Here is an 11,623-nt window from a genome sequence, read left to right as displayed (position 1 = left end):
GCCTCGTACACCTGTGCGGGGCCTACGGCTTTCACGGAGGGCGGACCGGATGGACGCCGACACGATACGGTCCCGCTTCGACGGGCGCGGTCATGTCGAGTTGCAGGTCGGGGCGGGACAGCGGGCGCCGGCCGAGGCCATCGGGCACGCGCTCGGCTACGAGCTCGTCTCCGTCGAGCAGCGGGGCGGCAGTCCGATCGACCTCGGCGCCATCGACCTGCGCACGGCCCGCGGCTACAGGCTCGTCTTCCGGCGCGACGACGATCCCCGGGCCCGGCGCCGGGCCGAGCTGACCATCGCGCGGCTGCGGGCCGGTGGCCCGGTGCTCACGGACGACGAGCTGGATCCGCCCCCGCCGCCCCCGTCGGACCCGCCGCCCTTCGTCCCCCGCCCGCCCCGGCCGCGGCCCGCGGCGGTCGCTGGAGCCCCGGCCGCCCCGCCGGTGGGGGCGCCGCGGCCCAGGGTCCCGCCCCGGCCGGCCTACCCGCCGGCCCCCGCTCCGCCTCCGCCGCTGACGCCGCCGCCCTCGCCGGAGGCATGAGCAGCCGTCAGGCCAGCCGCTTCGTCAGGGTGTACTCCGTGATGCCCGGGGGGTAGTCGGGGATCACGCCGACCACGTCGTAGCCCTGCTTGGTGTAGAAGGCCGGGGCCTGGAAGTCCCAGGTCTCCAGGCGGGACGCGGTGCAGCCGCGGGTGGTGCGGGCGATGCGTTCGGCGCGGGCGAGCAGGTGGGTGCCCAGGCCCGCGCCGCGGTGGCGGGCGTCGACCCACAGATAGGTGACGTGCAGCCAGCTCGTCCAGGTGTGGCCGACCAGACCGCCGGCCAGATCGCCCGCGGGGTCCAGTGCCCAGACGTGGAGGGGGACTTCGCGTTCGCCGGGCGTGCCGCGCAGGGCCGCCAGGACGGGGGACGCCGCCGTGTTGGTGTCCCGCAGCCGCGAGCGGAGCAGATCACGTCGGCCTTTGTCGACTTCCGCCTCAATACGAAACATGCGGCACACCATAAACGTGCCGGACGGCCAGTTCTGTAAATCGCCTTCCGCTCCCTGCCGCCATCCGTACTCTGATGAGCAGCACCGGTGGGGGCCGGTGCTGATCAGGGGGCGAGACAGGCGGGTACGGCGCCCGCGGTGGGGGTAGCAGTTTCCGCAACGGCGGCGGCCGTGTGCGGTCGGGCGTTCCTTCCGCGGGTGTCGTGTCCGCGCGCGTCGTCGTTCTCCGGACCTTGGCTATCCCCTGCTCCTCGAGGAGCCCGGGGAAGGGGGTTTCGTGGTTCGCATCCGAGTTCTGGTCGTCGACGACCACCGCATCTTCGCCGAGTCGCTGGCCGCGGCACTGGCCGCCGAGCCCGACGTCGACGTCTCCGCCGCGGGCAGCGGCCCGGCCGCGCTGCGCTGCCTGGAGCGCGCGGTTACCGAGGGCCGCCGCTACGACGTCCTGCTCGTCGACGCCGACCTCGGCGGCCACCTGCCCGGCGCCCGTCCGGCCGTCCCCGTGCAGGAGGGCAACGAGGAGGGCCTGGTGGACGGGATCTCCCTGGTCGCCGGCGTCCGCTCGGCCCAGCCCGCGGTGCGCACGGTGGTCATCGCCGAGAAGGACGACCCCCGTCGCGCGGCCCTCGCGCTGGGGGCCGGCGCCTCCGGCTGGGTCGCCAAGGACAGCTCGCTGTCCCGGCTGCTCACGGTGATCCGGGGGGTGCTGCGCGACGAGACCCATCTGCCGCCCGCCCTGCTCACCGGCGTCCTCAAGGAGCTGACGGCCGCGCGCAAGCACCGCACCGAGAGCGAGCGGCTGGTGGAGTCGCTGACCCCGCGCGAGCGCGAGGTGCTGCGCTGCATGGTCGCGGGCCTGGGCCGCAAGGCCGTCGCCGAACGGCTGTTCCTCTCCCCGCACACCGTGCGCACCCACATGCAGAACGTCCTCGGCAAGCTGGGCGTGCACTCGACCCTGGCCGCCGTGGCGCTCGCGCGCCGGGCGGGCGTGGGCCCGGCCGACCTAACCGGGGATGTTGTCGAACGGGGCGGTCAGCTGGCGTAGCAGCGCCGCCAGTTCGGCGCGCTGGGCGCGGGACAGCTCGGCGAGGATCGCCCGCTCCTGGTCCAGCAGGCCCGCCAGCGCCTGGTCCGCGCGTTCCTGACCGGTCCCGGTCAGCCGGACCAGCACGCCCCGCCGGTCGCTGGGATCGGGCAGCCGCTCGACCAGGCCCTTCTTGGCGAGCCGGTCGATCCGGTTGGTCATCGTGCCCGAGGTGACCAGCGTCTGGGTGAGCAGCTGTCCGGGGGAGAGCTGGTACGGCGTCCCCGCGCGCCGCAGCGCGGTCAGCACGTCGAACTCCCAGGGCTCGAGCTGGTGCTCGGCGAAGGCGAGCCGCCGCGCGCGGTCCAGGTGCCGGGCCAGCCTGCTCACCCGGCTGAGCACTTCGAGCGGGTCCACGTCGAGGTCCGGGCGCTCCCGGCGCCACGCTGCGACCAGCCGATCGACCTCGTCCTCCATGGGGATCAGTGTAGTGGTTGTGTCGACATGAAGTCTCTTGATCTCAAGTCTCTTGACATCGAGAGAAATGCGCGGGGAGAGTGGACCCCATGACGCACACCAAACCCGCCTGGGACCCCGCCCAGTACCTCCGCCACGCCGGCCACCGCGCCCGCCCCTTCGCCGACCTCCTCGCCCAGGTCCCCGGCCTCCCCACCGACCGCCCCCGCATCGCCGACCTCGGCTGCGGCCCCGGCAACGTCACCGTCCTGCTCACCGAACGCTGGCCCACCGCCCACGTCACCGGCCACGACAACTCACCCGCGATGCTCGACCGCGCCCACACCGAACACGAGGGCCCCACCCCCGGCGGCGGCCGGCTCGACTTCGCCCACGCCGACGTCACCACCTGGACACCCGCCGAGCCGTACGACCTGATCGTCTCCAACGCCACCCTGCAGTGGGTCCCCGGCCACGCCGACCGCTTCGCCGACTGGATCGCAGGACTGCGCCCCGGCGGCACCTTCGCCTTCCAGGTCCCCGACAACATCGACGCCCCGCTGCACGCCCTCATGCGCGAACTGGCCGCCGGCCCCCGCTGGCAGCCCCTCCTCGGCGACGTGCTGCGCGCCACCGACTCGGTGCACACACCCGACGTCTACCTGGACCGCCTCGCCCGCCTCGGCTGCGCGACCGACGTGTGGCAGACGACGTACCTCCACGTCCTCCAGGGACCGGACCCCGTCCTCGACTGGGTCAAGGGCACCGGACTGCGGCCCGCCCTCACCGCGCTCGCCGACGACCCCGAGGCCCGCGACGCCTTCGTCACCGAGTACCGGGACCTGCTGCGCCGCGCCTACCCGAGCGCCCCCTACGGCACCGTCATGCCGTTCCGCCGGCTATTCGCCGTCGCCACCAAGGAGGCGTGAGGATGCTCGCCGCCCTCGACCACGTACAGCTCGCCGCACCTCCGGGCACGGAGGACGCGCTGCGGGCGTTCTACACCGGCGCACTCGGCATGACCGAGATCCCCAAGCCGCCCGTGCTCGCCGCACGGGGCGGATGCTGGTTCCGGGCCGGATCCGTACAGCTGCACGTGGGGGTCGAACGGGACTTCCGGCCCGCGAAGAAGGCCCACCCCGGGCTGCGGGTGACCGGCATCGACGCCCTGGCCGCCCGGCTCACCGCCCACGGCGCCCCGGTGACCTGGGACGACGACCTGCCCGGCCACCGCCGCTTCTACTCCGAGGACCCCGCCGGCAACCGACTGGAATTCCTCCAGCCCCACTGACTCCGGCGTACTCGGTGCGGCCGCGCCGGCCTCAGCTCTTGCGGTGTCCGATCAGGCGCGGCTTCTGCTCCAGCCCGTCCAGGCCGTGCCACGCCAGGTTCACCAGATGCGCCGCGACCTCAGCCTTCCGCGGCCGGCGCACGTCCAGCCACCACTGCCCCGTCAGCGCGACCATGCCCACCAGGGCCTGCGCGTACAGCGGGGCCAGCTTCGGGTCGAAGCCGCGGCTCTTGAACTCACGCCCCAGGATGTCCTCCACCTGGGTGGCGATGTCGGAGATCAGCGAGGCGAACGACCCCGTGGACTGCGGGATGGGCGAGTCCCGCACGAGGATGCGGAACCCGTCCGTGTACTCCTCGATGTAGTCCAGCAGCGCGAACGCCGCCTGCTCGCACAGCTCCCGCGGATGCCCCGCGGTCAGCGAGCCGGTCACCATGTCCAGCAGCCGCCGCATCTCGCGGTCCACCACCACCGCGTACAGGCCCTCCTTGCCGCCGAAGTGCTCGTACACCACCGGCTTGGACACCCCGGCCTTCGCCGCGATCTCCTCCACCGACGTGCCCTCGAAGCCCTTCGCCGCGAAGAGCGTGCGACCGATCTCCAGCAGCTGCTGGCGGCGCTCCGCACCGGTCATACGCGTCCGGCGGGTCCGCCGCTGCTTGTCATTTCCGGGATTGCTGCTGGGATCGGTCGCCACGGCGTCAATCATGCCGGTTCAACGGCCTGCTTCCGGCGCCGAGAGCCGTCTTCACCGGTGTTACGACGCGAATCGATACGCGAGCGTGACGGCCAGCGCACGTCGTACGCCCAGCCCAGCAGCTCGAACCAGCGGATGAAACGCGCCGAGGAGTCGATCTGCCCGCGCATCACCCCGTGCCGGGCCGACGTCGGGTCCGCGTGATGCAGGTTGTGCCAGGACTCCCCGCACGACAGCACCGCCAGCCACCACACGTTGCCCGAACGGTCCCGCGACTTGAACGGCCGCTTGCCCACCGCGTGACAGATCGAGTTGATCGACCACGTCACATGGTGCAGCAGCGCCACCCGGACGAGTGAACCCCAGAAGAACGCGGTGAACGCGCCCCACCACGACATCGTGACCAGCCCGCCGATCAGCGGAGGCAGCGTCAGCGACACCACCGTCCACAGCACGAACTGCCGGGAGATCGCCCGGATCGCACCGTCCCTGATCAGATCCGGCGCGTACTTCTCCTGCGGCGTCTGCTCCTCGTCGAACATCCAGGCGATGTGCGCCCACCACAGGCCCTTCAGCAGCGCCGGCACCGTCTCCCCGAACCGCCACGGTGAGTGAGGATCACCCTCCGCGTCGGAGAACTTGTGGTGCCTGCGGTGGTCCGCCACCCAGCGCACCAGCGGGCCCTCGACCGCCAGCGACCCCATGATCGCCAGAGCGATCCGCAACGGCCGCTTCGCCTTGAACGAGCCATGGGTGAAGTACCGGTGGAAACCGATCGTGATGCCGTGGCACCCCAGGAAGTAGAAGAACACCAGCAGGCCCAGATCGAGCCAGCTCACCCCCCAGCCCCAGGCCAGCGGCACGGCCGCCACCAGTGCCAGGAACGGCACGGTGATGAACAGGAGCAGCGTGATCTGCTCGATCGAACGCTTCTGCTCGCCGCCCAGCGTGGCGGAAGGGGTGGAGGTGTCGTTGGCCGAACGGGCTTCGTCGATCACATCGGAACTTGACGTCATGCGCGTCCCCTGTGGGGTCGAGGGTAGAGAGAGATACCGGGGCCGCCGGAACCGGGCGGGACTCGAAGCGGTGCATTCCCTACGGTTCCGTAACCTACGGTGACGTAAGTATGGCAGCGCGCCGCCCGGCGGCAAGAGCCCGAGAACCTGCGCGTCCCCATGGACACCTATCCTTGGAGTCGGTCGGACAGCGCGGTCCGCTCTGATTCCTTCCCGGATCATCCGGCCCGTAAGCGGCACCAGCCGCCGGTGGTCGGATGCCCCGGGTTCCCTCCCGGACGAGCTTCAACACTGCAAGGAGCCGCACCTGTGAGCAGTGCCGACGACCAGGCCACCACGACCAGCACCGAGCTGCGCGCCGACATCAGGCGGCTGGGCGACCTCCTGGGCGAGACCCTCGTACGCCAGGAAGGCCCCGAACTCCTCGACCTGGTCGAGAAGGTCCGCCGCCTCACCCGCGAGGACGGCGAGGCCGCCGCCGAGCTGCTGCGCGGCACCGAACTCGACACCGCGGCCAAGCTGGTCCGCGCCTTCTCCACCTACTTCCACCTGGCCAACGTCACCGAACAGGTGCACCGCGGCCGCGAACTGCGCGCCCGGCGCGCCGCCGAGGGCGGCCTCCTCGCCCGCACCGCCGACCGCCTCAAGGACGCCGACCCCGAGCACCTGCGGCAGACCGTCGAGCACCTCAACGTGCGCCCCGTCTTCACCGCCCACCCCACCGAGGCCGCACGCCGCTCCGTCCTCAACAAGCTCCGCCGCGTCGCCGCCCTCCTGGACACCCCCGTCCTCGACTCCGACCGCCGCCGCCACGACGTCCGCCTCGCCGAGAACATCGACCTCGTCTGGCAGACCGACGAACTCCGCGTCGTGCGCCCCGAGCCCGCCGACGAGGCCCGCAACGCCATCTACTACCTCGACGAACTCCACGCCGACGCCGTCGGCGACGTCCTCGAGGACCTCACCGCCGAACTCGAACGCGTCGGGGTCAAGCTCCCCGACCACGCCCGCCCCCTCACCTTCGGCACCTGGATCGGCGGCGACCGCGACGGCAACCCCAACGTCACCCCCCAGGTCACCTGGGACGTCCTCATCCTCCAGCACGAACACGGCATCAACGACGCCCTGGAGATGATCGACGAACTGCGCGGACTGCTCTCCAACTCCATCCGCTACACCGGCGCCACCCAGGAACTGCTCGACTCCCTCGACACCGACCTCGAGCGGCTCCCCGAGATCAGCCCCCGCTACAAGCGCCTCAACGCCGAGGAGCCCTACCGGCTCAAGGCCACCTGCATCCGCCAGAAGCTGGAGAACACCAAGCAGCGCCTCGCCAAGGGCAGCGCCCACGAGGACGGCCGCGACTACCTCGGCACCGGCGAACTCCTCACCGACCTGCGGATCATCCAGGCATCCCTGCGCGAACACCGAGGCGCCCTCTTCGCCGACGGCCGCCTCAACCGCACCATCCGCACCCTCGCCGCCTTCGGCCTCCAGCTCGCCACCATGGACGTCCGCGAACACGCCGACGCCCACCACCACGCCCTCGGCCAGCTCTTCGACCGCCTCGGCGAGGAGTCCTGGCGCTACGCCGACATGCCCCGCGACTACCGCGCCAAGCTCCTCGCCAAGGAACTGCGCTCCCGCCGGCCCCTCGCCCCCACCCCCGCCCCCGTCGACGCGGCCGGGCAGAAGACCCTCGGCGTCTTCGAGACCGTCAAGAAGGCCCTCGCGGTCTTCGGCCCCGAGGTCATCGAGTCCTACATCATCTCCATGTGCCAGGGCGCCGACGACGTCTTCGCCGCCGCCGTCCTCGCCCGCGAGGCCGGCCTCCTCGACCTCCACGCCGGCTGGGCCAAGATCGGCATCGTGCCCCTCCTGGAGACCACCGACGAGCTGCGCGCCGCCGACACCATCCTCGAGGACATGCTCTCCGACCCGTCCTACCGGCGCCTCGTCGCGCTGCGCGGCGACGTCCAGGAGGTCATGCTCGGCTACTCCGACTCCTCCAAGTTCGGCGGCATCACCACCAGCCAGTGGGAGATCCACCGCGCCCAGCGCCGGCTGCGCGACGTCGCCCACCGCTACGGCGTACGCCTGCGCCTCTTCCACGGCCGCGGCGGCACCGTCGGCCGCGGCGGCGGCCCCTCGCACGACGCGATCCTCGCCCAGCCCTGGGGCACCCTGGAGGGCGAGATCAAGGTGACCGAGCAGGGCGAGGTCATCTCCGACAAGTACCTGATCCCCTCCCTCGCCCGGGAGAACCTGGAGCTGACGGTCGCCGCCACCCTCCAGGCGTCCGCCCTGCACACCGCGCCCCGCCAGTCCGACGAGGCCCTCGCCCGCTGGGACGCGGCCATGGACGTCGTCTCCGACGCCGCCCACGCCGCCTACCGCCGGCTCGTCGAGGACCCCGACCTGCCGACGTACTTCCTCGCCTCCACCCCCGTCGACCAGCTCGCCGAGCTGCACCTGGGCTCGCGGCCCTCCCGCCGCCCCGGCTCCGGCGTCTCGCTCGACGGCCTGCGCGCCATCCCCTGGGTGTTCGGCTGGACCCAGTCCCGGCAGATCGTGCCCGGCTGGTTCGGCGTCGGCTCCGGCCTCAAGGCGCTGCGGGAGACCGGCCTGGACACCGTGCTCGGCGAGATGCACGAACAGTGGCACTTCTTCCGCAACTTCATCTCCAACGTCGAGATGACCCTCGCCAAGACCGACCTGCGCATCGCCCAGCACTACGTCGACACCCTCGTCCCCGACGAGCTCAAGCACGTCTTCGACACCATCAGGGCCGAACACGAGCTGACCGTCAGCGAGGTCCTCAAGGTCACCGGCGAACAGGAACTCCTCGACGCCCAGCCCGTCCTCAGGCAGACCTTCAGCATCCGCGACGCCTACCTGGACCCGATCTCCTACCTCCAGGTCGCCCTGCTCAAGCGCCAGCGCGACGAGGCCGCCGCCGGCGCCACCCCCGACCCGCTGCTCTCCCGCGCCCTGCTCCTCACCGTCAACGGCGTGGCCGCCGGCCTGCGCAACACCGGCTGATCCGCACGCAGGACGAAAAGTGCCCCGGGGTCCCGCGACCCCGGGGCACTCCCGTATCCGCTCACCGCGCCGGACTACCGCACCGCCACGAACGCCGCCGTCAGCAGAGCCGCACCCGCGAGACCCAGCACCCACGCCACCCGCGTCAGCCGCATCCCGCCGGCCACCACCACCGCGGCCAGCAGCAACGCCCCGCCCAGCGGCAGCCACGCGTACAGGATCCCGGCCGGACCCGAACGCACCGCGTCCCCGGTGCCCGGCTTCAGGACGACGTCGTACGTCCGCCCCTCACGCACCGCCACCGACTTCTCCAGCTCCACGCGCGCGTGCGCCCGCGCCCCCGCCGACCCCGGCGAGAACGGCCCGCTGCACGTGTCACCCGCACACCCGGTCACCCGTACCGTGCCCCGCTCGCGCCCCTTGGTCAGCATCACGTGCTGCGCGGTCCCCCAGGAACCCCACACCCCCGCGAAGAGGATCAGCGCGGCGAGTACAGCCGTCGTCGCGACCCGCCCGAACCGCAAAGCGGACACGGACGCCCGGCGGGCTGGGCTGGCAGAGGCAGGCATGGCCGGGATCATTGGCCAAACCCCCACGCGTGGTCAACCCAGGTGTCCGCGTCGAACCACATGTCAGGAGTTGTACGCGCTCTGCGCCCGCTCCAGCCCCTCCGACACCAGACTCTCCACCGCGTCCGCCGCCCGGTCCACGCAGTAGTCCAGCTCCTTGCGCTCCGCCGACGAGAAGTCCTTCAGCACGAAGTCCGCCACCTGCATACGGCCCGGCGGACGCCCGATCCCGAACCGCACCCGGTGGTACTCCGCCCCCATCGCCTTCGTCATCGACTTCAGGCCGTTGTGGCCGTTGTCGCCGCCACCCAGCTTCAGCCGCAGCGTGCCGTAGTCGATGTCCAGCTCGTCGTGCACCGCCACGACGTTCGCCACCGGCACCTTGTAGAAGTCCCGCAGCGCGTTCACCGGACCCCCCGACAGGTTCATGAACGACATCGGCTTCGCCAGGATCACCCGCCGGCCGGCCGGCCCCACCGGGCCCATCCGCCCTTCCAGCACCTGCGCCTGGGCCTTGCCCGCCCGCTTGAACTTCCCCCCGATCCGCTCCGCCAGCAGATCCACCACCATGAACCCGACGTTGTGCCGGTTCATCGCGTACTCCGGCCCCGGATTACCGAGCCCAACGATCAGCCAGGGGCCCTCTGCGGGAGTGCTCACGTCCATGTCTCCTTGATACGCGCCAGCCGCTGTCCCCCACGGGAACAGCGGCTGGCGAAACGACGACTACGAGGATCAGGCCTCGGCGACTTCCTCGGCCTCGGTCTCCTCGCCCTCCACGGCCTCCTCGGCCTGCGCGGCCAGGACCTGCAGGACGACCGCGTCCTCCTCGACGGCCAGGGTCACGCCGGACGGCAGGGTGATGTCCTTGGCGTGGATGGAGGCGCCGGCCTCCAGGCCCTCGACGGAGACGGTGACGGCCTCGGGGATGTGCGTGGCCTCGGCCTCGACCGGCAGCGCGTTCAGCACGTGCTCGAGCAGGTTGCCACCGGGGGCCAGCTCGCCCTCGGCCTGGACCGGAATCTCGACCGTGACCTTCTCGCCGCGCTTGACCAGCAGCAGGTCGACGTGCTCCAGGAAGCCCTTCAGCGGGTCACGCTGCACGGACTTCGGGATCGCCAGCTCGTTGCTCTTGCCGTCGATGTCCAGGGAGATCAGGACGTTGGGCGTACGCAGCGCCAGCAGCAGCTCGTGGCCCGGCAGGGTCAGGTGCAGCGGGTCGGAACCGTGGCCGTACAGCACACCCGGAACCTTGTTCTCGCGGCGGATACGACGGGCGGCACCCTTGCCGAACTCGCTACGCGTCTCGGCGGTGAGCTTCACCTCGGACATGTTGATCACTCCTCGTCAAACAGAAACGGACGTGGTCACCCGGCCACGAACGGCCTGCTACGAAGAGCGCGTCGATAACGGACAGCCGTCCCCGCGTGAAACGGAGTACGGCCTCCCTCGCCGAGCAACTGCAGCAGTCTACTCGGCAAGGGAGGCCGCACCCAAAAGGATCTTCAGTCAGCCCGCGTCAGGGCGACTGCAGAAACCTCACTGCTCGTCGAAGAGGCTGGTCACCGAGCCGTCCTGGAACACCTCACGCACCGCGCTCGCGATCGTCGGAGCGATCGACAGCACCTTGATCTTGTCCATGTCCGCCGCCAGCTCACCCGGCGTCGGCAGCGTGTCCGTGAACACGAACTCACTCACCCGCGAGTTCTTCAGACGGTCCGCCGCCGGACCCGACAGCACACCGTGCGTCGCCGTCACGATGACGTCCTCCGCACCGTGCGCGAACAGCGCGTCCGCCGCCGCACAGATCGTGCCACCCGTGTCGATCATGTCGTCGACCAGCACACACACCCGGCCCTCGACCTCACCCACGACCTCGTGGACGGTCACCTGGTTCGCCACGTCCTTGTCCCGGCGCTTGTGCACGATCGCCAGCGGCGCACCGAGCCGGTCGCACCACCGGTCCGCCACCCGCACCCGGCCCGCGTCCGGCGACACCACGGTCAGCTTCGCCCGGTCCACCTTGCCACCCACGTAGTCCGCCAGCAGCGGCAGCGCGAACAGGTGATCCACCGGACCGTCGAAGAAGCCCTGGATCTGGTCCGTGTGCAGATCCACGGTCAGGATCCGGTCGGCACCCGCGGTCTTCATCAGATCCGCGATCAGACGCGCCGAGATCGGTTCACGACCACGGTGCTTCTTGTCCTGCCGCGCGTAACCGTAGAACGGCACGATCACCGTGATGGAGCGGGCCGACGCACGCTTCAGCGCGTCGATCATGATCAGCTGCTCCATGATCCACTTGTTGATCGGAGCCGTGTGGCTCTGGATCAGGAAGCAGTCCGCACCACGCGCCGACTCCTGGTAACGAACGTAGATCTCGCCATTGGCGAAGTCGAAGGCCTTCGTCGGGACGACCCCGACACCCAGCTGCTGGGCGACCTCCTCGGCAAGCTCGGGGTGGGCGCGGCCGGAGAAGAACATCATCTTCTTCTCGCCGGTCGTCTTGATCCCGGTCACAGCACTGTCTCCTCAG

Annotated in this window: 13 protein-coding genes; 5 read left to right on the top strand and 8 right to left on the bottom strand. The window is 71.0% G+C overall.

Translation table 11 applies throughout. The features are described 5' to 3' along the window. The first annotated feature begins 49 nt into the window (after nucleotides 1-49). Nucleotides 50-541, top strand: coding sequence for a hypothetical protein (locus B446_RS16265; RefSeq protein WP_020940539.1), 492 nt, complete (start codon nucleotides 50-52; stop codon nucleotides 539-541). Nucleotides 542-548: 7 nt separating this feature from the next. On the opposite strand, the gene B446_RS16260 is transcribed toward B446_RS16265, so the two are convergent. Continuing rightward, entirely contained in the window at nucleotides 549-1,004 is a 456-nt protein-coding gene (locus B446_RS16260) for a GNAT family N-acetyltransferase (RefSeq protein WP_193384466.1), read from the bottom strand. 265 nt (nucleotides 1,005-1,269) lie between these two features. Between B446_RS16260 and B446_RS16255 the strand changes: the two genes are divergently transcribed. Further along, nucleotides 1,270-2,037 carry a response regulator transcription factor gene (locus B446_RS16255; protein WP_020940537.1) on the top strand — a complete coding sequence of 256 codons (768 nt, stop codon included), beginning with the start codon at nucleotides 1,270-1,272 and terminating at the stop codon, nucleotides 2,035-2,037. Here B446_RS16255 and B446_RS16250 read toward each other — a convergent pair. Beyond that, nucleotides 1,996-2,493, bottom strand: a complete 498-nt coding sequence (locus tag B446_RS16250; RefSeq protein WP_020940536.1) for a MarR family winged helix-turn-helix transcriptional regulator — start codon at nucleotides 2,491-2,493, stop codon at nucleotides 1,996-1,998. The genes B446_RS16255 and B446_RS16250 overlap by 42 nt on opposite strands. A gap of 89 nt (nucleotides 2,494-2,582) precedes the next feature. Here B446_RS16250 and B446_RS16245 point away from each other — a divergent pair, with 89 nt between their 5' ends. Both B446_RS16245 and B446_RS16240 read left to right on the top strand, forming a co-directional pair. Continuing rightward, the gene (locus B446_RS16245) at nucleotides 2,583-3,401 is read left to right on the top strand and encodes a trans-aconitate 2-methyltransferase (protein WP_020940535.1); all 819 of its coding nucleotides are present in this window, start codon (nucleotides 2,583-2,585) and stop codon (nucleotides 3,399-3,401) included. Between the two features lie 2 nt (nucleotides 3,402-3,403). After that, a complete protein-coding gene (locus B446_RS16240) occupies nucleotides 3,404-3,763 on the top strand; it encodes a VOC family protein (RefSeq protein ID WP_020940534.1) in 360 nt (119 codons plus the stop codon). A 31-nt stretch (nucleotides 3,764-3,794) separates the two neighbouring features. On the opposite strand, the gene B446_RS16235 is transcribed toward B446_RS16240, so the two are convergent. Together B446_RS16235 and B446_RS16230 are read right to left on the bottom strand one after the other, a co-directional pair. Continuing rightward, nucleotides 3,795-4,472, bottom strand: a complete 678-nt coding sequence (locus B446_RS16235) for a TetR/AcrR family transcriptional regulator (protein ID WP_043475731.1) — start codon at nucleotides 4,470-4,472, stop codon at nucleotides 3,795-3,797. After that, nucleotides 4,469-5,476, bottom strand: coding sequence for an acyl-CoA desaturase (locus B446_RS16230; RefSeq protein ID WP_043475728.1), 1,008 nt, complete (start codon nucleotides 5,474-5,476; stop codon nucleotides 4,469-4,471). Before B446_RS16230 ends, B446_RS16235 begins: the two co-directional genes overlap by 4 nt. A 309-nt stretch (nucleotides 5,477-5,785) precedes the next feature. On the opposite strand from B446_RS16230, the gene ppc reads away from it, so the two are divergent. After that, nucleotides 5,786-8,518: a phosphoenolpyruvate carboxylase gene (gene ppc / locus B446_RS16225; RefSeq protein WP_020940531.1), complete on the top strand. Its 2,733-nt coding sequence runs from the start codon at nucleotides 5,786-5,788 to the stop codon at nucleotides 8,516-8,518. A gap of 74 nt (nucleotides 8,519-8,592) precedes the next feature. Here the strand turns inward: ppc and B446_RS16220 are convergent, their stop codons facing one another. The 4 genes from B446_RS16220 to B446_RS16205 form a co-directional block, all read right to left on the bottom strand. Further along, entirely contained in the window at nucleotides 8,593-9,099 is a 507-nt protein-coding gene (locus B446_RS16220) for a hypothetical protein (protein ID WP_193384465.1), read from the bottom strand. Between the two features lie 51 nt (nucleotides 9,100-9,150). Further along, on the bottom strand, nucleotides 9,151-9,753 hold the full coding sequence (pth, locus tag B446_RS16215; RefSeq protein ID WP_043475725.1) for an aminoacyl-tRNA hydrolase: 603 nt from the start codon (nucleotides 9,751-9,753) through the stop codon (nucleotides 9,151-9,153). Between the two features lie 69 nt (nucleotides 9,754-9,822). Next, a complete protein-coding gene (locus B446_RS16210; protein ID WP_020940528.1) occupies nucleotides 9,823-10,419 on the bottom strand; it encodes a 50S ribosomal protein L25/general stress protein Ctc in 597 nt (198 codons plus the stop codon). A 207-nt stretch (nucleotides 10,420-10,626) separates the two neighbouring features. Next, complete coding sequence (locus B446_RS16205) at nucleotides 10,627-11,607, bottom strand: ribose-phosphate diphosphokinase (RefSeq protein ID WP_020940527.1); 981 nt, start codon at nucleotides 11,605-11,607, stop codon at nucleotides 10,627-10,629. Nucleotides 11,608-11,623: the final 16 nt, after the last annotated feature.

This window comes from Streptomyces collinus Tu 365 (assembly GCF_000444875.1).
Classification (GTDB): domain Bacteria; phylum Actinomycetota; class Actinomycetes; order Streptomycetales; family Streptomycetaceae; genus Streptomyces; species Streptomyces collinus_A.
The sequence above is the reverse complement of the archived record's forward strand: the minus strand, read 5'-3'. Positions and strand labels throughout refer to the sequence as shown.

Excerpts from the sequence above, each read along its gene's own strand:
- B446_RS16265 (WP_020940539.1), top strand. The coding sequence starts at position 50 with ATGGACGCCGACACGATACGGTCCCGCTTCGACGGGCGCGGTCATGTC.
- B446_RS16260 (WP_193384466.1), bottom strand. The coding sequence starts at position 1,004 with ATGGTGTGCCGCATGTTTCGTATTGAGGCGGAAGTCGACAAAGGCCGA.
- B446_RS16250 (WP_020940536.1), bottom strand. The coding sequence starts at position 2,493 with ATGGAGGACGAGGTCGATCGGCTGGTCGCAGCGTGGCGCCGGGAGCGC.
- B446_RS16245 (WP_020940535.1), top strand. The coding sequence starts at position 2,583 with ATGACGCACACCAAACCCGCCTGGGACCCCGCCCAGTACCTCCGCCAC.
- B446_RS16240 (WP_020940534.1), top strand. The coding sequence starts at position 3,404 with ATGCTCGCCGCCCTCGACCACGTACAGCTCGCCGCACCTCCGGGCACG.
- B446_RS16235 (WP_043475731.1), bottom strand. The coding sequence starts at position 4,472 with ATGATTGACGCCGTGGCGACCGATCCCAGCAGCAATCCCGGAAATGAC.
- B446_RS16230 (WP_043475728.1), bottom strand. The coding sequence starts at position 5,476 with ATGACGTCAAGTTCCGATGTGATCGACGAAGCCCGTTCGGCCAACGAC.
- B446_RS16220 (WP_193384465.1), bottom strand. The coding sequence starts at position 9,099 with ATGATCCCGGCCATGCCTGCCTCTGCCAGCCCAGCCCGCCGGGCGTCC.
- pth (WP_043475725.1), bottom strand. The coding sequence starts at position 9,753 with ATGGACGTGAGCACTCCCGCAGAGGGCCCCTGGCTGATCGTTGGGCTC.
- B446_RS16210 (WP_020940528.1), bottom strand. The coding sequence starts at position 10,419 with ATGTCCGAGGTGAAGCTCACCGCCGAGACGCGTAGCGAGTTCGGCAAG.